Raw genomic sequence first — 20,864 nt, 5'->3', positions numbered from 1 at the left:
TCCTTGGTGGATGGTTGTTGCAGTCAGCGCCGACCTGCTGGGCCGGCGCTTTTTAAAAGGGCTCAGAAGGCAAAACACGAGCAGCCAAAGGCGCCCCAGAAACCGGCGAAATCGCTGACCGGCGCGTTCGACAGGCGCGCCCGTTCATGACTGTGGGAATGCACCGCGCACGGGCCGCTGCAATGGTGAACCTGGGCCTGCATCGGCGAGGTCGGGCGCCAGTGGCCCGGGACCTTCACCACCGGAGACCAGTCCGGCAGCACCGGCACGCTGGCCGGCCCGAGCTTCTCGAAGTCACCGGCGCCATACACGACCTTGCCGCCGACCACGGTCAATACCGACTCGATCCACTTGATCGCCTCTTCGTCGACGCTGAAAAAATCTGCGCTGAGGGCCGCGACGTCGGCCAGTTGCCCGACCTTGATCTGGCCCTTCTTGCCTTGCTCCGACGAGAACCAGGCGCTGCCATGGGTGAACAGTTCCAGCGCCGTCAGGCGTGAAAGACCTTCGGCGTGCAACTCCATTCCGCCGACGGTGCGACCACTGACCATCCAGTACAGCGAGGTCCACGGGTTGTAGCTGGACACCCGCGTTGCGTCGGTACCGGCGCCGACCGGTACGCCCTCGGCCAGCATGCGTTTGATCGGCGGCGTGGCTTCGGCCGCCTTGGCGCCGTAACGCTCGACGAAATACTCACCCTGGAACGCCATGCGATCCTGGATCGCAATGCCGCCACCCAGCGCCCTCACCCGCTCGATGTTCTGCGGGGTGATGGTTTCGGCGTGGTCGAAAAACCACGGCAAGCCGTTGAACGGAATGTCGCGATTGACCTTCTCGAACACGTCGAGCATGCGGCTGATGGATTCGTTGTAGGTGGCGTGCAAACGGAACGGCCAGCGCTGTTCAACGAGGTGGCGCACCACCGGCTCCAGTTCGTCTTCCATGCTTTGCGGCAGGTCCGGGCGCGGCTCAAGGAAGTCCTCGAAATCCGCCGCCGAGAACACCAGCATTTCCCCGGCGCCGTTGTGTCGCAGGTAATCGTCGCCCTGGTGCAGCTTCACGCTGCTGGTCCAGTTCTTGAAGTCGGTCAACTCTTCCTTGGGTTTTTGGGTGAACAGGTTGTAGGCGATGCGCACGGTCAGTTGCTCGTCCTTCGCCAACTGTTCGATCACCTGGTAATCGTCCGGGTAATTCTGGAAACCACCGCCGGCATCGATGGCGCTGGTCAGGCCCAGGCGGTTGAGTTCACGCATGAACTGGCGGGTCGAGTTGACCTGGTATTCCAGCGGCAACTTCGGCCCCTTGGCCAGGGTCGAGTACAGAATCATCGCGTTCGGCCGCGCCACCAGCATGCCGGTCGGCTCGCCATTGGCATCGCGCACGATCTCGCCACCCGGCGGGTTCGGCGTGTCGCGGGTGTAGCCCGCCACCCGCAGTGCGGCGCGGTTGAGCAAGGCGCGGTCGTACAGGTGCAGCACGAACACCGGCGTATCCGGCGCCGCCTGGTTGAGTTCCGCCAGAGTCGGCATGCGTTTTTCGGCGAACTGGAATTCGTTCCAGCCACCCACCACGCGCACCCATTGCGGCGTCGGCGTACGGTCGGCCTGCTCCTTGAGCATGCGCAGCGCGTCGGCCAGCGACGGCACGCCTTCCCAGCGCAGTTCGAGGTTGTAGTTCAGCCCTCCGCGGATCAGGTGCAGGTGCGAGTCGTTGAGGCCGGGAATGACGCAGCGCCCCTTGAGGTCGATGACCTGGGTGTCTGCACCCCGCAGGGCCATGGCCTGGGCATCGGTGCCCACCACGACGAAGCGACCGTCGCTGATGGCAACGGCGCTGGCATGTGGGTTTTCACGGTCAACCGTATGAAATTGACCATTGAACAGAATCAGACTGGCGTTCATCGCGTTTCCTTGGGTTGATGGGAAGAGGACAACCAGGGGGCGAACAGGCGTGTCGCCATGGGCATGAACAGGTAAACCACCGACACCACGATGGTCAGCGTGATCAGGAACGTGGCGACCATGTAGTTGGACAGGAAGGCATTGAGGCTCAACAGCGGGCCCCAAAGCAGCGGTACCAGCAGGGTGTGCGGCAGAATCACCAGCAGCGTGACGACGGCCTGTTTCCAGCGCGGTGGCGCTGGAGCAGCGGGGTCGGTGCCGGGGGCGAACCAGAACTCATTGACCGGGTTGACCTCGGTCTGGTCGCCATCGGCGAGCATCGGCGTGGCTTCGTTCACCAGTTGCTGGCGCAGCGGCGAATCCAGCCAGCGCTGCATCGCTTCGGTACTGCAAAAGCGCAGCACGCAGGTATACAGGTCGAGGCCGGCGTTTCTGCCGCGAATCACATCCACCCCCAGGTGCCCGTCCTGCTGCCCGGCGATGCTGACGATGTTGCGCAGCCAGGCTTCGTAAGGCACCTCGAAACCGGACTTGACCCGGTGCTTGATGACCAGGGTCACGACTTCCTCGAAACGGTTGGATTCAGGCATAACGTAAAGCTCCGGTGAATCGGACATTGAGCGCGAGCCGGCCCGGCCCGGCGATAAGAACGCTGCTGAACAGCAGCAACAACAGCCAGCCGAACTGCCCCTCTTCAACGCTCCACTGCGGATGCACCACCCGCAACGCGATCAACAGGACACACAGGATCGGCAGGCACGCCAGACGCACCAACACCCCTGCGATAATCAGCAGCGGGCACAGCACCTCGGCAAAGATCGCCAGCATCAGGGTGATGTGGGCGCCCAGGTGGAAAGGGTCTTCGATCACTTGCAACTGAAAACTGAAATTCAACAGCTTGGGCAAACCGTGCACCCACAACAGGAACAGACTGGCGCTGACACGCAAAAACAGCAGCCCGAAGGCCTGGGCCCGTTCATCCTGTCGCGAAACGTTCATGGGTTACCCGCCCGAATGAAAAAACACCGACGTCAATGCGCCGCAACGTTATTCGATAATGCGGGTATGGGGCTGGGGAAAATTGGATGTACGTGCTCTCTTTCAGGAGCGAGCGCCGATCTGCAGGCGTTGCGACCAACCTGTGGCCGCGACGGTCAGCCCGCCAGAGGCAAAGGCCTTGACATGAACTCGGCGATCCGCGAGCGCAACCAGCGCTCGGCGGGGTCGTTGTCGTGCACGCCGCTCCAGGCCATCGACAACTGCGCCGCCGCAATCGGGAAGGGTGGATCCTCAGCCCGCAACGCACACCCCTCGACCAGCGCACACGCCGCATAATCGGGCACCGTGGCGATCATCTCGGTGCCGGCGAGCAGCGCGCGCAACCCGCTGAACTGCGGCACGCCAAGCACCACCCGGCGACTGCGGCCGATCTTCGCCAGGTCAAGGTCGATGTTACCGCTCAGGTCACCGGAAAAAGACACCATGGCATGCGGTCGTTCGCAGTACTCATCGAGGGTCAGCGGTCCCGGCCGTTTGTCGCCGCGCAGCACCTTGCAGGGGATGTCGCGCAGCTTCTTGCATTTGGCATTCGCCGGCAAATCCGTGGTGTAGCTCACCCCTACGGAAATTTCACCGGAGGCCAGCAGGGTCGGCATCAGCAGGTAATTGGCACGCCGCACCACCACGATGATCCCCGGCGCCTCTTCCTGCAATTGCCGCAGCAATGGCGGGAACAGGCCGAACTCGGCATCGTCCGACAAGCCGATACGAAACACGTCGCAGCTGGTCGTCGGATCGAACTCCTTGGCCCGGCTGACCGCCCCGGAGATAACGTCCATCGCCGGCTGCAGCTCCTTGAGAATCGCCAGCGCCCGCGCCGTCGGCTCCATGCCACGACCGTTGCGCAACAGCAGCGGATCGTCGAACAGGTCGCGCAGACGACCGAGCGCCGCGCTGACCGCCGGTTGCCCCATGAACAGCTTTTCGGCGACCCGGGTCAGGTTCTTCTCGAACATCAGGGCTTCGAAAATAACCAGCAGGTTCATGTCGACGCGACGCAGATCGTTACGGTTCATTGGCGCCACCTCGATCGATCGGAAATGCGGCCATGCTCAGCCGCCAAGAGCCTCGATTGTGCACACCTCTGGCCCGTGGAAATTGCAGCCATGTGCTGAGTCAGTCGGAATGCACATCGACACAATTAACAACGTTTAACTCGCCTGCCAGTGCCCCGCGTCCAAGAATGAAGCTCACCGACACGGACATTCGTCATGGCCCATTCTCAGCAGCACAGCGCATATCTGACGGTCACCGAAACGCCGAAGAAACCCACCGGGGGTTTGACAGCGTGGCGCGAAAGCCTGGCCAAGCAACTGATCCTCGAGCGCCTGGGCGAAACCATCGAAGTCAGTGACCTGGCTCGGGCCTGCGCCTTGTCACGCAGCCATTTTTCCCGCGCGTTCAAATGCACCACCGGTCTCTCACCCCAGGACTGGATCCGTCAGCAACGCATCGCCCGGGCCAAGCAGTTGATCCAGAACACCAACCGCAGCCTGACGCAGATCAGCCTCGAATGCGGGTTCTGCGACCAGGCCCATTTCTGCCACATCTTCACCCGCAGCGAAGGCATCAACCCGTTTGCCTGGCGCTGCCGCACGGTTCGCGCCCTGCCCCATCACGCCCTCCCCACCCCGCCGTTTCACGCGCAGCAAGCGTCCGGCGCCCCCGCTTGAAGGAACGCCTCGAATCTCCAACCCATTGATGCGACGTCCGATCAGGGCGGTGCAGCGCCCAGGCGCTTGGCCAGTCGCGCCACCCGTTCGCCCAGGCACGCGGCGGTGCAGCGGTCTTCGAACGGCGGTGCGTCTTCGGGGGACTGCTCGACATTCGATTGCGCCATGGCGCCGAGCGAGCTGCCCAGGCGATTCAACTGCCCGTCGAACAGACCGCTGCTGGAACGCGCCGGCAGTACATCGAGCCCGACCCAGATCATCGAGTGCTGGGCGGCGAATACCGCCATCTGCAGCAAGGTGTTGAGCTTGTCGCCGCACAGGCAGCCGGAGTTGGTGAAGCCTGCAGCGAGCTTGTCGCGCCAGGGCTGGGCCAGGGCTGGGCCAGATAGAACATCGCGGTGGACTCCATGAACGCCTTGAAGTGCGCCGAAGCGCTGCCCATGTAGGTCGGCGCGCCGAAGATGATCGCATCGGCGTGGTGCAAACGGTCCCAGTGTTGATCCACGTCCTCGACGGCAATCAACAGGCAGGTGCTTCCTGGTTGACGTTCCACCCCCTCGGCCACCGCCTCGGCGATGACGCGAGTGTGTCCGTAGCCACTGTGATAGACCACCACCACGTTGCTCATTCCATTGTCCTTTCTGGCAGAGAGACCGGGCTTGCCGGCCAAAGCGTTGCGTCAGTCATCCATGCTGCTGGATGGGCCGCCGCGGTCGCGAGCAGGCGCGCCCCCACACTGACCGGTGGAAGTTGAAGAGGCAGAGTTTTGGGCGTAGACCGGACGCAGCACGAGTTAAATGTTGTTAATTATTCCCGGCGCGCGAAAAGCCATGGCGACACCTTTATCCGCCGTCGCAGCCCGTAAACACGCCGCGAATGCGCATCACAGGTGGACAGGCGGTGGCGATGGACACCGTCGGCGCGCTCGGCTGTGGATTGCGCCAAGGAAAAATCCCGACGAAAATGCTCGGAAACCGCGTACCAGACGGTTGCAAGCAGGAGTGAGCCGTTGACCCTAACCCCCGCCCAGGCGATCCATTTCGGTCCCTATCGGATCTATCCCGAGCAACGCCTGGTCATGGAGGCCGATCAGCCCGTGCGCCTGGGTCGGCGTGCCATGGACATTCTGTTGATCCTGCTCGAACACGCCGGCAATGTGGTGAGCAAGCAAACGCTGATCGCCGGGGTCTGGCCCAACAGTGTCGTCGAAGACATCAACCTGCGGGTGCACCTGGCGGCCTTGCGCAAGGCGCTGGGCGATGGTCAGGCCGGGCAGCGCTACATCGTCACCGTGGCCCAGCGCGGCTACAGTTTCGTCGCGCCCTATTCGCTGGAGCCACTTGTGCAACCGGCGACGCATCCCGCCTCAACGCCTGGCGGCCACAACCTGCCGTTGCGCCGCACCCGCATGATCGGCCGCCAATCCCTGGTCGATAACCTGGTGACCCAACTGCCGCGCCAGCGCTTCATTACCCTGGTCGGCCCCGGCGGAATCGGCAAGACCACCGTGGCCCTGCGGGTCGCCGAACAACTGATCGGGCGCTACCGCGACGGCATACTTCTGCTGGACCTGGCACCGATCAACAATCCGTCGATGATCGCCCCGCACCTGGCCAGCCTGCTCGAACTGTCCCTGCACGATGACGACCCCATGCGTGGCATCGCGACGTTCCTGCGGGACCGACAGATGTTGCTGGTGATCGACAATTGCGAGCACCTGATCGACGCCATCACCCCGCTCAGCGAAAGCCTCCTGCGCGCCGCGCCCCAGGTGCATATCCTGGCCACCAGCCGCGAGAGCCTGCGGGCCGAAGGGGAATTCGTCCAGCGCCTGGAGTCACTGGACTGCCCGCCGCCCATCGCCGTACTCGACCGCGCGCAGGCCCTGACGTTTTCGGCCCTGCAATTGTTTGTCGAGCGGGCCATGGCCAGCCACGACAGTTTTGAATTGACCGATGACGAACTGCCGCTGGCCATCGAAATCTGCCAGCGCCTGGACGGTATTCCGCTGGCCATCGAGCTGGCGGCGGCACAGGTCGCCAGCCTCGGATTGAGCGGTTTGCTCAGGCAACTGCAAGGCAGTTTCCGCCTGCTCACCCAGGGTTGTCCGAGTACGCTGGGCCGCCACCAGACCCTGCGCGCCACGCTGGACTGGAGCTATGAACTGCTCAGTGCCTGCGAACGAACCTGCTTGCGTCGCCTGGGGATGTTCAGGGGCAGTTTCACCCTGGAGTCGGCGGCGGCGGTGATTGGCGGCGAGCACATCGACCCGCGCGAGGTGTTCGGTTCGATCACGCAACTGGTGGCCAAGTCGCTGCTGAACGTCGAAGTCGGCGATGAGGAAGTGTTCTACCGCCTGCTCGACACCACACGCAGCTATGCCCTGGAAAAACTCGGCCTGGCCTCAGACCTGCCGGGCACCCGCGAACGCCACGCCGAACGCTGCCTGGCCTTGATGGAACAGGCCCGGGACGATTGGGAGCGGATCTCGACGGGCACGTGGCTCGAGCGTTATGCCCGCAGCCTGGAAGACATTCGCTCGGCCCTCGATTGGGGATTGACCCGCGAGGGCGCGCAAGTCTTGGCGATCCGCCTGACCGCGACGTCCACACCGTTGTGGCAGGAACTGTCGCTGCTCAAGGAGCATGGCCTGTATGTGCGCAAGGCACTGGCCTTGCTGGAGGCCGCTTGCGAACCCTGCCCCAAGGTGCAGATCGACCTCAAACTGGCGCTGGGCAGTTCCTGCTATCACGCACAGGGCGGCACGCCGGAAACCATCGAGGCGTTCATCAGCGCCCGGACCCTGGCCAGGCAGTGCAGCGACATCGCCGGCCAGCTGCGGGCGGTCTCCGGACACCTGGCGGTCAACCTCTGTTGCGCCGATTATCAGATGGCGCTGGAGCAGAGCCAGCAATTCGACTGCCTGGGTCTGCACGGTGATGCCACCCTGTCCCTCAGCACCCAGCGCTTGCGGGTGCTGGCGCTGCACTTCGCCGGCGACCAGGTGCAGGCGCGAACGAACGCCGAGCAGGTGCTGCAGCGCATGACCCAGAGCGGGCACCTCAACCGCTTCACCCACGGATTTGGCGTGCAGTACGATCAGAGCGTCGCGTCACTGACCATTCTGGCGCGCATCCTCTGGCTGCAGGGGCAACCGGAGCAGGCCTGGCGCACCGCCCGGCAAGCACTGGACATTGCGTTGCAGATCAACCACGGCACGTCCATCTGCTACACCCTGGCCCTGGCCGGTTGCCTGATTGCACACTACAACGGCGACCGCCGCACGGCGCGTGAACTCTTGCGCCTATTGCTGGAGCAGGCGCAAAAACACTCGGTGCAGTTGTTCCACACCTGGGCCCGGCATTACGCGCAAGTGATCGACCCTGGCGAAGCCGACCTGCCGTTCAAGCCAGGCCAGGGGTTGATCAAGGACATCCTGATCACCCTGGACAGCCGTTTCGTCGATGACCAACTGGTGCTGCGGGCGGAAACCGGCATCGCGGGCTGGAGCACCGCGGAAATCCTGCGGGCCAGGGCGGGCGCGCTGCTCGTCGAGGATGACCTGCTCAATCGTGGGACGGCCGAGAGCCTGCTGATTCGCGCATTGAATGTGGCGAAACACCAAGGGGCGCTGGCCTGGGAGTTGCGCAGTGCTACCTCGCTGGCGCAGCTGTGGCAGCGTCAGGGCCGGCATCGCCAGGCCCACACGTTGTTGGCGCCGATCTGCAACCGGTTCACCGAAGGACACGCCACCCCGGACCTGACAAAGGCCTGCCGGCTACTCGACGAGTTGCAAACCCATGCGCTCGCCTGAGCCGCGGCGGGCCTGGCTGATGTAGCGCGCGTAGCTCATCTCGACAGCGCGCAGCTCACCGCTGCCTTCGAGCTTCTCCAAGGCATAGCGGCGCGTGGTGTTAAGCAGACGATAGTGGGTTGCACCACTGCCCTGCGCCTCTGCCAGCAGGGATTTGCGCACCAGGCTGTGCAGCCCCTGCGCCAGTCGAGTCGGCAGTATCGCCCCGCCGTGGACGCCGGTGGCCGCCTCCAGGGTAAAGGCCTTTTTGAACACCGCCAGACGCTGCAGCACGGTTTGCTCCAGGGGGCTGAGTCGCTGGTAGCTCCAGTCCAGTGCCGCCTTGAGGGTTTGATGGCGCGGTACCGCCGTGCGACGGCCCTGGGACAGCAACTGAAAACAGTTATCCAGTTGGGCTTGAACACCGACCAGCGCCAGCGCATCGATTTGCGCGGCCGCCAGTTCAATGGCCAATGGCAAGCCATCGAGGCGGTGGCAGATATCGCGTACCACCGGCAGGTCCTGCTCGCGCAGGGTGAACCCCTGCTGGCGGGCGCGGGCTCGGCTGACGAACAGTTGCACCGCCGAGTACCCCATGGCCTCATCCACCCTCAACAGCGCCGACTCGGGCGGCACTGTCAGTGGCGGCAGCGACTGGACGATTTCCCCCGGCACCCGCAGCGGTTCACGACTGGTCGCCAGCACCGACAGTCGCGGCGCCGATTGCAACAAGGCTTCGACCAACGTACGGCAACGCTCGTGCAGGTGTTCGCAGTTATCCAGCACCAACAACCCATGCCAGTTCGACAGGACCTTGAGCGAAGTCCCGACCTCCAGGTGCAGGACGCACCTCAAGTGCTCTTCCACCTGCGCGGGGTCGTCGATTGCCGTCAGATCCACCAGCCAGACGCCGTCCCGATAATGCTGCAAGAGCAACTCGGCCACACGCAGGGCCACGGTGGTTTTACCGATGCCGCCCGGACCGACCAGGGTCATGAGCCGGCAAACGGGCAGATGCCGCACCAGGCTACCCACCATCGGGTCTCGACCGGTCACCGTAGTCAGGCGTGTCGGCAGGTTGTGCTGGCCCCTTTGCGCGCTGTCGAGCGAAATCTGCGGGCTCACCGATGCGTGGGCCACCGGCGCAACGAAAAGGTAGCCGCGCTGCGGAACGTTGACGATGTAACGCTGGCCCTGCTGCCCATCGCCCAGTGCGCGACGCAGCGCGGCGATGTGCACGCGCAGGTTGATGTCTTCGACCACCGACGTCGGCCAGACGCGCGCAATCAACTCGTCCTTGCTGACCACGGTGCCCGCACGCTCAATCAGGACCTGCAGAATATCCAGGGCCCGGCCGCCCATGCGCAGCGGCCGCGCACCTTCCAGGATCAACCGTTGCCGCAGATGAAAGGCGTAGGGACCAAAGTGCAGCGCGGTCTCGGTGTTCAACTCTCTGAGGCTGTTCATGCGCGTTCACGTGGACAAACCCGCTATGGCTCAATGACACGCAGGGTTTGCGCAACTCCCGATAATACGTTCACCAGTATCTTGGCAGTCCCCCGTGATGGAACAACTGCCACAGGAGGAGCGTCACGGCCATCACGGTGCGCAATACGGACATGCCGGCACTAGCTGAACTGCTCGCGGTACTGGGCCGGCGTCAGCCCAAGCTTTTCGCCGAACAGAAACCGCATGTACCGGACACTGCCGAAGCCGCTTTTGAAGGCCACGGTCTTGAGCGGCAAGTCGCTGGTTTCCAGCAGGTTCCGCGCGCGATCGATGCGCGCACTTTGCAGGAACTCCATCGGCGTCATGTTCACTTCCCGGGTAAACACCCGGGCGAAATGACGCGGGCTCATGTTGGCCTGGCCCGCCAGGCGCTCGATGCTGAATGCTTCGTCGAGGTGTTCGAGCATGTAGTTCTGCACCCGGGTCACCGGTGTCTCATGGGGGGCGACGGTCGCCATCAACGGACTGAACTGCGCCTGTCCGCCCTGGCGCTTCATCACCACCAGCAATACCTTGGCCACGTCCTGGGCGACTTTTTTGCCATGGTCCTCGGCCACCACCGCGAGCGCGAGGTCGATGCCGGCCGTGACACCCCCGGAGGTGATGAGGTTGCGGTCCTGCACGTAAATCTGATCGGTCTCCACCGTGGCCTTCGGGAAGCCCTTGATCAGCCGTTCGGTGTAATGCCAGTGAGTGGTGACCCGGAAGCCGTCGAGCAGACCGGCATGCCCGAGCACAAAGGCACCGGTGCAAATCGAGCCATACACCCTGGACCGAGCGACAGTGTGGTTGAGCCACTCGAGCAACGGCGGATGCTTTTCGTTGTAGGCACCGGGGCCACCGGGCACCAGCAACAGGTCGTAACCGTCACAGGCCTGATCGATGTGCAGGTCGGCCTGCACGCTCACACCATTGGACGCCCGCAGCGCACCCGGCACCGTGCCGATGGTCGACAGTAGGTAATGGTCCTCGGGTTTGAGGTAGCGATTGGCGATGGAAAACACCTCCATGGGCCCGGCCATGTCGAGCAGGAGAAAGTCGGGAAACAGCACCATTGCCACAGTTTTCATGGGGTACACATCACAGAATTCAAAAAGGGATCGAACCACCAGACCAGGTTTTTTTGTGGCTGGTTTCGCTCATGCTGAACATTATGGCCCAGCTCCGGAACGAGCGACGCTCGCCCGATACTGTCAACCTGCAAGAGACAGTATTTCAATTTTCATCTACTTATTGCACCAAAAGATAAACATTAACCTTCTTCTCACTCGGACGAATCAACGTCCCCAGAGGAGAATTCATCATGCTGACCCTTCGCAAAGCTTCTAATCGCGGCATGGCCAACCATGGCTGGCTGAAGTCGTTCCACACCTTCTCCTTCGCCAACTACCGCAATCCCAGGGAGCAGGGTTTTTCCGACCTGCTGGTGATCAACGATGACCGCGTGGCAGCCGGCAAAGGCTTTGGCCAACACCCGCACCGCGACATGGAGATTTTCTCCTATGTGCTCGAAGGTGCCCTGGAACACAAGGACACCCTGGGCACCGGTTCGGTGATCCGCCCCGGCGATGTGCAATTGATGAGCGCCGGCAGCGGCGTGGCCCACAGTGAATACAATCACTCGGCGACCCGGCCGGTGCACTTCCTGCAAATCTGGATCGTGCCGGACATCAGCGGTGCCAAACCGCGTTATCAGCAAGAGCATTTCAGCACGCAGAAGAAACGCGGTCGCCTGCAACTGATCATCGCCCCCGATGGGGCCAACGGTTCGCTGCGGGTGCGTCAGGATACCCGGGTGTATGCCGGCCTGATCGACGGCAATGAAACCGCTACTCTGGCGCTGGACGCCAACCGCTACGCCTATGTGCATGTGGCCCGGGGCAGCGTCGAGCTCAATGGACTGTTGTTGCAGGAAGGCGACGGCGTGCGGGTCAGGGATGAACAGGCGCTGACCCTGACCAAGGGTGTCGATGCCGAAGTGCTGGTGTTCGACCTGCGGCCTCAAGAATTACCGGAAATGCCGTGACCGTGAAAAGCCTGGGGGCCTCAACGCCTCCGGGCATCACCCATGGGTGTGAGAAAACGCATCCTTCAGCCACGGGTTTGCTCGGCGAGCAGGCTCTTGTTGGTAGGCGCAAAAAAAAAGGCCAGCCTGTTTGGTTATCAGGCCGGCCTCTTTTCAACGACGCCAATCAGACGTGTTCACTACTCTTTATCTGCACCGGCCGATGCTCCGGCGCGCCATGGCCATGATCATCCTCCGCCAGCACCGGCACCTCTTTGCCGTCGCAGTCATGCAACTTGCCATCGCTGAAGTAATCGCCTTCACGCAGCGCGGCCAGGTCCTGGAAGCGCAAGGTGCGCTCGGTGCCGGCGGCAAATACCGACTGCTGGTCCGAGTTGCCGGCGGTGAAGTGGTTGAAGGTCAGGTTGAGCACAATGGCCATGATCGCCGACGAGCTGATGCCCGAGTGGAAGATGGTGGCGAACCAGCTTGGGAAGTGGTCGTAGAAGTTCGGCGCCGCGATCGGGATCATGCCGAAGCCGATCGAAGTAGCGACGATAATCAGGTTGACGTTGTTGCGGTAGTCGACCTTGGACAGCGTACGAATGCCGCTGGCCGCCACGGTGCCGAACAGCACGATGCCGGCGCCACCCAGTACCGAGGTCGGCACGGCGGCAATCACTCGACCCATGAAGGGCAGCAGGCCGAGGATCACCAGGAACAGCCCGCCAGTCGCTACCACATAGCGGCTCTTGATTCCGGTTACCGCCACCAGGCCCACGTTCTGGGCGAAAGCGCTCTGGGTGAAGGAACCGAAGATCGGCGCGATCATGCTCGACAGCATGTCGGCACGCAGGCCATTGCCCAGGCGCTTGGAGTCGACCTTGGTGTCGATGATTTCACCGACCGCGAGGATATCCGCCGAGGTTTCCACCAGAGTCACCATGACCACGATGCACATCGACAGGATGGCGGCGAAATGGAAGGTCGGCATGCCGAAGTGGAACGGCGTCGGGAAGCCGAACATCGGCCCTTCGCTGACGTTGGAGAAGTCCGCCATGCCGAGGAACACGGCGATCAGGGTGCCGACGACCATCGCCAGCAGGATCGACAGCCGCGAGATGGTCGCGCTGCCGATCTTGCTCAGCAGCAGCACCAGTACCAGGGTCACGGCGGCCAGGCCGATGTTGGCCATGCTGCCGAAGCTTTCCGCGTGGCTGTTACCGCCCATGGCCCAGCGCGCCGCCACCGGCATCAGCGTCAGGCCGATGGTGGTGATGACGATGCCGGTGACCAGGGGTGGGAAGAACTTGGTGATTCGCGAGAACACCGGGGTAATCAACAGCCCGATCAGCGAGGCGGCAATCACCGCGCCGAGGATCGACTGGAAGCCACCCTCCCCGCCGCTGCTGACAATCGCCACCATGGTTGCCACGCCCGAAAACGAAACGCCCTGCACCAGCGGCAACTGACAACCAAAGAACGGTAAACCCAGGGTTTGCAGCAGCGTTGCCAGCCCCCCTGCAAACAACGATGCCGCGATCAGCAGACCAATGTCCGCCGGAGAAAGCCCGGCCGCCTGGCCGATGATCAGTGGTACCGCAACGATACCGCCATACATGGTCAGAACGTGTTGCAGGCCATAAGCCATATTCGCGCCGATCCCGAGGTTTTCATCCTCGGGCCGCTGGTGTGAAACAGAGGGCGTTTTCATCGTGGGGGGTTCCCTGGGTTTTTGTTATGCGCACACTGTATTCAACACACAAGACAAATGTCCATAGAGTTGTATACAACTTGCCAGTCACATAATGGACACTCGTTCATATTCACCCCTGCAGAGCCCTCTGGGACGGGACTTGCGGCCGTGACCGCCCGTCGAAAAAAAGCTGATCGATTGATCAGCTTTTATCCCGAAAAAAATCACGCCCACTGTAGGAGCGAGCCTGCTCGCGAAAAACCTGAGAACGCCGCGTACATTCAGGATGCTCGCGTTATCGTTGACGCTCTTCGCGAGCAGGCTCGCTCCTACAGGGTGGCGGCAAGTAATTCCGTCAGCCTCGTCTCCAGAGCCGGAAGCTTGGGCACCTGCAGGCCGAACTCACAATGCAAAATCCTGACCAACTCGCCAGGATCGGTGATCTCCCGGCGCTCACTGGGCGCCCCCACGCGATGCACGGCGAAGCTGCCGTTGTTCAAGGTGCGCCGCGTCGGCCCCTCGGTCCGCGCCACCATCAGGCGCTGCAGGAACGGCGATTCGGGGTGGGTCGAGACATACCAGTTGCCGATCTCGTAATCGATATCGCCCTGGCGCTGCAGGTCGAACACATACATTGCCCACCAGGCATCCCCCACCAGCGCGCGCAAGGTGTAGCTGTCACCCTCGCGGGTAATACGGTAAGGCTCATGGGGCGTGGCCTGCACCGCCTCGGTGTCGAGCAGCAGCGGCGCGGTGGGCACCATGCCGCCGAAGCCGACATCGGTGATGTAGCGCACGCCCTGCAAGGTCAGCAGGGTCAAGCGATGGGTGCGCGCCACCCAGGCGTCCGCAGGCGCATTCATCACCACCCGCCCGGTAATCCCGCGCACCTCGTAACCCAGGTGCTGCAGCAGGGTCATGAACAGATTATTCAGCTCATAGCAGTATCCGCCCCGCCCTTCGTGCAGCAATTTGCCCTGGATCGACTCCAGGTCCAGGCGCACCGGCAGGCCCGCCAAGGGCGACAGGTTTTCGAAGACAAAGGTGCTGGTATGGCGCAATTGCAGTTGCTGCAATGTCTCAAGAGTGGGCGCGGGTGCACTGTTATAGCCCAGGCGGTGCAGATACAGGTCGAGGTCGTTGAGCGCTGGCGTGAACATGAGCGATTCCTTGTGCATGATCACGAGGTTATAGAGCATTGCCGCGCCCGGCCGATAATAGATTTCGCTCATCGCCGCGCTGCAGCCCTTGCCAAGCGGGTCGCCGGCTGCCAGTAATGGCAAACCAGTTCTCGCCACGAGCCCTTATCGATCATGGACACACTGCACGGCCCGCGAATCACCCTGCGTCCACTCCAGGCCAGCGATGCTGACGCCCTGGTGCGGGCGGCCAGCGACGGCGAACTGTGGAACCTGCCCTTTACCGTGGTGCCGTCCAGCAGCACCGTTGACAGCTACCTGCAAAAAGCCCTGGTCGGCCGCGACGCCGGCAGCGTCTTGCCCTACGTCATCGTGCTCAACGAAACCGCCGAGATCATTGGCTCAACGCGCTTCTGGAAGGTCGACCCGGTCAACCGCAAGCTGGAAATCGGCAGCAGCTGGATCGCCACCCGCCATCAGCGCAGCTTCGTCAACACCGAGGCCAAGTACCTGATGTTGCGCCACGCCTTTGAACAACTCGGCTGCGTGCGTGTGCAATTCACTACCGACGAAATCAACCTCAAGTCCCGTGCGGCGATTCTGCGACTTGGCGCGCAGCAGGAAGGCATCGTACGCAATGAACGGATCATGCCCGACGGGCGCAAACGCAATTCAGTGCGCTTCAGCATCATCGAAGAAGAATGGCCGCAGGTGCGTGAGGGACTGCAAAGCAAACTGTCGCTCACCCACGGCGGCCCGACTGCTGATTAGCTGCGCTTGACCGCAGGCGGGTTCCACTTGCCGTTCAAGGCTTCAGGCTTGGGCCCGTACAGGCGCATGGTCAGGTTGAACGCCCCGGCCGGCGCCGGCAGCCAGTTGGCCTCGCGCTCCTTGCCGGGGTTCTGGTGCTGGAAGTACAGATCCAGCGAACCATCGGCATTGGTCTTGAACGGCATCCAGCTGCTCACCGCAAAGCGGTTGAGCTCATTGCCCACCTGGAAACCCTCGGCGTCGTACAGGGTGATGGACCAGAAGGCGTTGACCGGCGGCACCGAATCCTTGTCGAAATGCAGCACGTACTGATTGGCGCCATCCAGCGGCTGACCCTTGTCATCGCCCAGGTTCAACGGATAGATCGCATCCTCCGGCAGGTTGGCCCCCAGCCCCAGTTGCGCGACCATCGCGCGCTTGAGGTAATAGTTGCCGTAGACACCCATGGTGTCGGTGTTCATCGACCAGCCATTGACCACCCGCGCCAGGGTCTGCACCTTCCACGTCATCAGGGCCTGGGCTTCGGCCGGAGCGGTTTGCAACGCCTGCTGGATCGTCGGATCGAGCGCGTCGAGCTTGAACGACTTGCCCGGCTCGATGCCGATGCGTTTCATCTGCGCAACGATTGGCTGGTCGGTGCTGTGGGGCGGGTGCAGCTTGAGCAACTCCGCCGCGTAGGCAAAGTAATTGGCCGCCGACATCGAATCGACCTGAATCTTCGGCGGGGTTTTCATGTCGATCGCCGGATCGACCTTGACGCTGACCGGCACCGCCGGCTTGCCCAGCTGCGACAGCGGGGTCACGGTATAACCGGCCTGGATCTTGTGCACCGCCGGATAATCCGCCGCACCGTCAGTCTTGGTCCGGCCGATCACCCACACATAGGGGGTCGGCGCCGGCAACTGGGTCATGCCAGCCGGCACACTGCCCTGCCAGCCCGGCGGCGTCACCAGGAACTGCCCGGCCTCCGTGCCCGTGGTGCGCCAGCCAGGCGAGGCGAAGACATCCGTCCACATGTCGAGCATCGGCAACAGATAGAAGCGCCCGTTGGTGGCCGGCGCGGACACCACCAGCGGCTCCTTGCTCAGGTCGAGCCAGGCAATCGAATACAGGGTGTCAAAGTTGGAACGCACGACGCCCTTGAAGTTGGCCGGCGGATACTCCGGCACACTGACAAACATGTTCATCGGCCCCTTGCCAAACTCTTTGCCGGGTTCGATGTTGGTGAACTGCTTGCGCGTGACGTCCATCGTCAACAGCGGATAGAAGTACACATAGGCATCGATACCAATGGCGTGAGCTTCCTGCGCCGTCAATGTCGAGTCGGCGTAACTGGTCAGCGGCGACAACGATGCAGCCGCGACCATCAGCGCCGAGGCCTTGAATGCTTTGGGTATCAACATGTGCGTGATCGTCCGAAGGGTGGGGGAAATAGTTGGCCAGTTACTGCGCAGGCAATTGAACTCTAGACGAGTTGGCGATAACAGCTCGAACGCAAGACAGCCGGCCTGAATAGCTGATTCTTGCACTCGGTCTTTATTCAACGGGTGGACACTTGCTCCGGTAACTTGCCCTCGGCACTGGTTACTTGCGTGCAGTTTCGGCCAAGGTGTTTCGCCTGATACAACGCGGCATCTGCTCGCTCGATAAGTAACTCGATACTGTCCTGCGCCGTCGGTACAAACGTATGACAGCCGAGACTGACCGTCAGGTATCCCGACGGCGCCGCACTGTGCACAATCCGGGCATTCTCGACGCAACGGCGGATCTGTTCGGCCACCGTAAAGGCCGCACGCTCATCGGTATCGGCCAACAACACCGCAAACTCTTCGCCGCCGTAGCGCACCACCAGGTCGGTCTTGCGCTGGCAGCAACTCCTGACCAGGCTGGCGACCCGGGCCAGGCACTGATCCCCGGCAACGTGACCATAGGTATCGTTGTAGCGCTTGAAGTAATCGACATCCAGCAGAATCAGGCTCAACCAGCTTTGCTGGCGCAGGCCCCGGGCAAACTCGGTGTCCAGCACCCGCTCGAACAACCGCCGATTGGCCAGGCCGGTCAGGCTGTCGTGGGTGGCAATCACTTCAAGGCGCTCCTGGGCGGCACGCAGGTCGGCTTCGATGCGCTCACCATTGCGCACCTGCAACACGAACACCCAGCCAAACAGACTGATCCCGAGCACCACCAGCGCCACAATCACGCTGGACTGCACCGCATTGGCGTACCAGCCACGCAACACCACCTCTTCGGGGATCGCCGCAGCGACGACCAAGGGGTAAGCCGACAACTGCTGGTAACTGAACAAACGCTGTTTGCCGTCCAACGTCGAACGAATCATCGCACTGCCCGAAGGCGCATCCGGCAAGTAGTCGCTGAATATCGCCCGGCGTGCCAATGAGGTGCCGATCAGTTGCTCTACATGGGGACGCCGGGCCAACAACGTACCGTCCGTTAACGCCAGAAACATCAGCGCGTGGTCATCCAGACTGAAACTTTTGAAAAAGCGGTCGAAGTAAGCCATGCGAATGCCAGCCACCAGCACCCCCTGGAACTGCCCCTGGCGATCATTGATCCGCCGCGACAACGGAATGATCCACTCGCCGCTCTGCCGACTGCGAATGGCCGGGCCGATATGCGCTTGCAGGGAGGCGTTGCGCTGATGAAACTGGAAATACTCACGATCACTGTATGAGGCACCTGGCGCCAGATCGGCAAATGAGCTCAACAGCCAACGCCCGTCGCGATCGATCAGAAACAACCCGTGCAACGGCTCAAGAGCCTGCACCCGACGCGCAAAGGTCGGCTGCAGGCGCGGATTGCGCGCCGCCTCGAAGCCCTCGGCCTGAATCCAGTCGACCAGACTGGTCACCACCAGGTCGGCCGCCCTGAAAGTATCCTCAGCCTGCTGCGCCATCGCTTGCGTCAGGTTTGACGAACTCTTCTGCGCCAGCGCCAGATCATGCTCCCGAGACTGCTCCAGCTGCAGGTACAGCAAGCCACACAGGCACAGGCAGACCGCCGCGATAAACGCCACCGCCGCCTTGCGCAGGGGCAAACGTTTCAATGGGCCACCGAGAGTGTGATAAGGGTCGTGCACGGGGGTAGGCAATACATCATCCTTGAACGGTAATGCGCGAACAGAGGCCGCAATTCCTTGGCGCGCAGAGCTTAGCCCAGGGCCACGACCCGGAGCAAACCGCCGCCCGGCTCTCTGCTAGCCTGCAAGCTCAAGAAAAATTTCAAGGAGGAACACCATGAATCCATCCATCGACACCGTGGTCTTCGACCTCGGCAACGTGCTGATTCGCTGGAACCCACGCAACCTGTACCGCAAGCTGTTTGGCGACGACGTACAGGGCATGGAGACTTTTCTGTCCGAGGTGTGCAGCACCGAGTGGAACGAACGCCAGGACGCCGGTCGCCCCTGGCAAGAAGCCATAGCCGAAGCCATCGCCCGCCACCCGCACCACGCGCCCTTGATTCGCGCCTACCGCGAACGCTGGGAAGAAATGCTCGGCGGCGCCCTCGAAGACAGCGTACTGATCCTCGAAGAACTGCACGCCAAAGGCATTCGCCTGCTGGCCCTGACCAACTGGTCCGCCGAAACCTTCCCCATCGCCCTGGAGCGCTTCGCCTTCCTGGGCAAATTCGACGGCATCCTGGTCTCGGGCGCCGAGGGCATCATCAAACCGGCGCCGGAAATCTTTCAACTGTTGAAGTCGCGCTACCAGTTCGAAGGCCAACACGCCGTATTCATCGACGACCACGCCCCGAACATTGCAGGCGCCCGCGGCGAAGGTTTCAATGCCCTGCATTTCACCACCGCCGAGCAACTGCGCAAGGAATTGATCGCCTTCGGCCTACCCCTCAGCCCTTCGCAGGTTGTTTGACCCACCCCCACCGGGCGCCTCAGCGCACCGGCGGCACCCGAATATCCCCCGAGCGGCACTGGTTCTTCACGCCTTTGCCGCACGCCTGGAACGACAAATCCTTGCCCAGGCACACCCGCACCTCGGACAACTCCGGCCCACGACAAATCACCGCCAGGCCATCACCGGGAATCCCCGGATTGCTGCGCCGAAACATCTGCGCGATATCCTGCGCCGAGTAGTACACATCCTTGCCCAACGGTTGCGACGGCTCGGGAATCTTCACCGCCGCCAACGCCCGATCCGCCGCCGCCAGATACCCCATCGCCCCCAACCCACTGCACGTACCGTGCTTGGCCCACTCATGCTTGAGCAACGCCGGCGTCACAAACACCTCCATCCCCCGCGCCCGCTCAGCCTGCGACAGCTTCGCCTGCCCATCACACGACTGCGGCCAGCCGCCCTTGGCGTACTGCGGCCACAGGCCATGCAGCACAAAGCCGTAGCCCTTGCCCGAGCACTGGGCGTTTTCCGGGCGGGTCAGGCAGAAGGTGGGCGACCAGGAGAGGGCCAGGAGGTAGTAGTCGAATTGACCGGGGGTGGGTTGGGATTGGGCTTGGGGCTTGCTGTCGGGTCGGGGGGGCTGGGGTGATTTGTTGAGGTAGAGGCTGGCGGCGGCGAGTGCGGCGATGAGGGCCAGGAGGGGGAGTTTTTTCATTGATGGGCCTGGAAGCGGAGTTTCTGAGGGGGGGTATTGTGACTGAAATTCGCGGGGCAGTTTGCAACGTCAATCTGCACTCGGCATCGATCTTCCCGATACTGTCAGCGCATAACTTCGCGCTATTACCAACCACCCCACCGCGTTTTGCTGGCAGGGTAATAAATGCAATGATTAGCGCCGGAGCAGAACCGGAACTTCCGTCCCATTAGCGAAAACTCTTCCAATACTTCTACTCTCTGGAGACTTCCGACGAATGGCGACTATTTATAAGAAGAAATCCAGCGACAGTGAGGGATCCACGGGATGAATAATTGACCTTAAGGTCAAACTCGTCAGCGCACCGAGCCGTCGAGTACCGCGGCTCAATCGTCGTCACCAAGCTCGCTCAACCGCAAGGCCTCAGGCGGCGAAAAGGTCTCTAGGCCGGGCATCCCGGGCCGTTATCCATACCGCCAAACGCGTATGCAGTCCACCAAAGCCGATGGAAACATCTAATTGCCTGATTAATATAAAGACAGGCATTTTCTGTACAACTTTCCTACCAAGTACAACTTCCAATGCTGTGCATCATCGCGATGCCAATACGCCATCAATGACCATGCAGATTGAAGCCTGTCATTTATGCGATGCAGTGTCACTCAATGTAGGAAATGCCTGTCGCTGACGCAGGATACATGTGTAGGCAATTACCAGCGAAGTGTAGGATATAGGGAAAGATTCTCACTTGA

At 62.1% G+C, this 20,864-nt stretch carries 16 protein-coding genes and 1 pseudogene; 5 read left to right on the top strand and 12 right to left on the bottom strand.

The genetic code is table 11. The annotated features are described in order from the left end of the window. Positions 1 to 62: 62 nt before the first annotated feature. The 4 genes from ACZYR5_RS23285 to ACZYR5_RS23270 form a co-directional block, all read right to left on the bottom strand. On the bottom strand, positions 63 to 1,901 hold the full coding sequence (locus ACZYR5_RS23285) for an amidohydrolase (RefSeq protein WP_489091703.1): 1,839 nt from the start codon (positions 1,899 to 1,901) through the stop codon (positions 63 to 65). Next, entirely contained in the window at positions 1,898 to 2,491 is a 594-nt protein-coding gene (locus ACZYR5_RS23280; protein WP_489091704.1) for an antibiotic biosynthesis monooxygenase, read from the bottom strand. The genes ACZYR5_RS23285 and ACZYR5_RS23280 overlap by 4 nt, the downstream gene beginning before the upstream one ends. Continuing rightward, on the bottom strand, positions 2,484 to 2,900 hold the full coding sequence (locus ACZYR5_RS23275; protein ID WP_489091705.1) for a DoxX family protein: 417 nt from the start codon (positions 2,898 to 2,900) through the stop codon (positions 2,484 to 2,486). The genes ACZYR5_RS23280 and ACZYR5_RS23275 overlap by 8 nt, the downstream gene beginning before the upstream one ends. Before the next feature lie 155 nt (positions 2,901 to 3,055). Continuing rightward, on the bottom strand, positions 3,056 to 3,976 hold the full coding sequence (locus ACZYR5_RS23270; RefSeq protein ID WP_192301630.1) for a LysR family transcriptional regulator: 921 nt from the start codon (positions 3,974 to 3,976) through the stop codon (positions 3,056 to 3,058). A gap of 195 nt (positions 3,977 to 4,171) precedes the next feature. Here ACZYR5_RS23270 and ACZYR5_RS23265 point away from each other — a divergent pair, with 195 nt between their 5' ends. Beyond that, on the top strand, positions 4,172 to 4,633 hold the full coding sequence (locus ACZYR5_RS23265; protein ID WP_489091706.1) for a helix-turn-helix domain-containing protein: 462 nt from the start codon (positions 4,172 to 4,174) through the stop codon (positions 4,631 to 4,633). 41 nt (positions 4,634 to 4,674) lie between these two features. Here ACZYR5_RS23265 and ACZYR5_RS23260 read toward each other — a convergent pair. Further along, positions 4,675 to 5,261 (bottom strand): annotated as a pseudogene (locus ACZYR5_RS23260) (flavodoxin family protein). A gap of 381 nt (positions 5,262 to 5,642) precedes the next feature. On the opposite strand from ACZYR5_RS23260, the gene ACZYR5_RS23255 reads away from it, so the two are divergent. Next, positions 5,643 to 8,447, top strand: a complete 2,805-nt coding sequence (locus tag ACZYR5_RS23255; protein WP_489091707.1) for an ATP-binding protein — start codon at positions 5,643 to 5,645, stop codon at positions 8,445 to 8,447. On the opposite strand, the gene ACZYR5_RS23250 is transcribed toward ACZYR5_RS23255, so the two are convergent. Both ACZYR5_RS23250 and ACZYR5_RS23245 read right to left on the bottom strand, forming a co-directional pair. Beyond that, positions 8,412 to 9,893, bottom strand: a complete 1,482-nt coding sequence (locus tag ACZYR5_RS23250; RefSeq protein ID WP_489091708.1) for an ATP-binding protein — start codon at positions 9,891 to 9,893, stop codon at positions 8,412 to 8,414. The genes ACZYR5_RS23255 and ACZYR5_RS23250 overlap by 36 nt on opposite strands. 161 nt (positions 9,894 to 10,054) lie before the next feature. Beyond that, positions 10,055 to 11,005, bottom strand: coding sequence for a GlxA family transcriptional regulator (locus tag ACZYR5_RS23245; RefSeq protein ID WP_489091709.1), 951 nt, complete (start codon positions 11,003 to 11,005; stop codon positions 10,055 to 10,057). Positions 11,006 to 11,238: 233 nt separating this feature from the next. On the opposite strand from ACZYR5_RS23245, the gene ACZYR5_RS23240 reads away from it, so the two are divergent. Beyond that, a complete protein-coding gene (locus tag ACZYR5_RS23240; protein ID WP_489091710.1) occupies positions 11,239 to 11,961 on the top strand; it encodes a pirin family protein in 723 nt (240 codons plus the stop codon). Between the two features lie 166 nt (positions 11,962 to 12,127). Here the strand turns inward: ACZYR5_RS23240 and ACZYR5_RS23235 are convergent, their stop codons facing one another. Together ACZYR5_RS23235 and ACZYR5_RS23230 are read right to left on the bottom strand one after the other, a co-directional pair. Next, on the bottom strand, positions 12,128 to 13,654 hold the full coding sequence (locus tag ACZYR5_RS23235; RefSeq protein WP_489091711.1) for a nucleobase:cation symporter-2 family protein: 1,527 nt from the start codon (positions 13,652 to 13,654) through the stop codon (positions 12,128 to 12,130). A gap of 311 nt (positions 13,655 to 13,965) precedes the next feature. Next, positions 13,966 to 14,796 (bottom strand): arylamine N-acetyltransferase family protein, encoded by an 831-nt coding sequence (locus ACZYR5_RS23230; protein ID WP_489091894.1) that lies wholly within the window; start codon positions 14,794 to 14,796, stop codon positions 13,966 to 13,968. A 153-nt stretch (positions 14,797 to 14,949) separates the two neighbouring features. Between ACZYR5_RS23230 and ACZYR5_RS23225 the strand changes: the two genes are divergently transcribed. After that, positions 14,950 to 15,546, top strand: coding sequence for a GNAT family N-acetyltransferase (locus tag ACZYR5_RS23225; protein WP_489091712.1), 597 nt, complete (start codon positions 14,950 to 14,952; stop codon positions 15,544 to 15,546). On the opposite strand, the gene ACZYR5_RS23220 is transcribed toward ACZYR5_RS23225, so the two are convergent. Both ACZYR5_RS23220 and ACZYR5_RS23215 read right to left on the bottom strand, forming a co-directional pair. After that, a complete protein-coding gene (locus tag ACZYR5_RS23220) occupies positions 15,543 to 16,949 on the bottom strand; it encodes a DUF1254 domain-containing protein (protein WP_489091713.1) in 1,407 nt (468 codons plus the stop codon). The genes ACZYR5_RS23225 and ACZYR5_RS23220 overlap by 4 nt on opposite strands. Positions 16,950 to 17,086: 137 nt before the next feature. After that, positions 17,087 to 18,655 (bottom strand): sensor domain-containing diguanylate cyclase, encoded by a 1,569-nt coding sequence (locus ACZYR5_RS23215; RefSeq protein ID WP_489091714.1) that lies wholly within the window; start codon positions 18,653 to 18,655, stop codon positions 17,087 to 17,089. Between the two features lie 145 nt (positions 18,656 to 18,800). On the opposite strand from ACZYR5_RS23215, the gene ACZYR5_RS23210 reads away from it, so the two are divergent. After that, positions 18,801 to 19,436, top strand: coding sequence for an HAD family hydrolase (locus ACZYR5_RS23210; protein WP_489091715.1), 636 nt, complete (start codon positions 18,801 to 18,803; stop codon positions 19,434 to 19,436). 19 nt (positions 19,437 to 19,455) lie between these two features. Here the strand turns inward: ACZYR5_RS23210 and ACZYR5_RS23205 are convergent, their stop codons facing one another. After that, on the bottom strand, positions 19,456 to 20,133 hold the full coding sequence (locus tag ACZYR5_RS23205) for a ribonuclease T2 family protein (protein WP_489091716.1): 678 nt from the start codon (positions 20,131 to 20,133) through the stop codon (positions 19,456 to 19,458). Positions 20,134 to 20,864 lie beyond the last annotated feature (731 nt).

The sequence above is a fragment of the Pseudomonas sp. F007 genome (assembly GCF_057814275.1).
Note: the sequence above shows the minus strand (reverse complement) of the source record. Positions and strands in the feature narration are given on the sequence as shown.

Excerpts from the sequence above, each read along its gene's own strand:
- ACZYR5_RS23285 (WP_489091703.1), bottom strand. The coding sequence starts at position 1,901 with ATGAACGCCAGTCTGATTCTGTTCAATGGTCAATTTCATACGGTTGAC.
- ACZYR5_RS23280 (WP_489091704.1), bottom strand. The coding sequence starts at position 2,491 with ATGCCTGAATCCAACCGTTTCGAGGAAGTCGTGACCCTGGTCATCAAG.
- ACZYR5_RS23275 (WP_489091705.1), bottom strand. The coding sequence starts at position 2,900 with ATGAACGTTTCGCGACAGGATGAACGGGCCCAGGCCTTCGGGCTGCTG.
- ACZYR5_RS23270 (WP_192301630.1), bottom strand. The coding sequence starts at position 3,976 with ATGAACCGTAACGATCTGCGTCGCGTCGACATGAACCTGCTGGTTATT.
- ACZYR5_RS23265 (WP_489091706.1), top strand. The coding sequence starts at position 4,172 with ATGGCCCATTCTCAGCAGCACAGCGCATATCTGACGGTCACCGAAACG.
- ACZYR5_RS23250 (WP_489091708.1), bottom strand. The coding sequence starts at position 9,893 with ATGAACAGCCTCAGAGAGTTGAACACCGAGACCGCGCTGCACTTTGGT.
- ACZYR5_RS23245 (WP_489091709.1), bottom strand. The coding sequence starts at position 11,005 with ATGAAAACTGTGGCAATGGTGCTGTTTCCCGACTTTCTCCTGCTCGAC.
- ACZYR5_RS23240 (WP_489091710.1), top strand. The coding sequence starts at position 11,239 with ATGCTGACCCTTCGCAAAGCTTCTAATCGCGGCATGGCCAACCATGGC.
- ACZYR5_RS23235 (WP_489091711.1), bottom strand. The coding sequence starts at position 13,654 with ATGAAAACGCCCTCTGTTTCACACCAGCGGCCCGAGGATGAAAACCTC.
- ACZYR5_RS23230 (WP_489091894.1), bottom strand. The coding sequence starts at position 14,796 with ATGTTCACGCCAGCGCTCAACGACCTCGACCTGTATCTGCACCGCCTG.
- ACZYR5_RS23225 (WP_489091712.1), top strand. The coding sequence starts at position 14,950 with ATGGACACACTGCACGGCCCGCGAATCACCCTGCGTCCACTCCAGGCC.
- ACZYR5_RS23220 (WP_489091713.1), bottom strand. The coding sequence starts at position 16,949 with ATGTTGATACCCAAAGCATTCAAGGCCTCGGCGCTGATGGTCGCGGCT.
- ACZYR5_RS23210 (WP_489091715.1), top strand. The coding sequence starts at position 18,801 with ATGAATCCATCCATCGACACCGTGGTCTTCGACCTCGGCAACGTGCTG.
- ACZYR5_RS23205 (WP_489091716.1), bottom strand. The coding sequence starts at position 20,133 with ATGAAAAAACTCCCCCTCCTGGCCCTCATCGCCGCACTCGCCGCCGCC.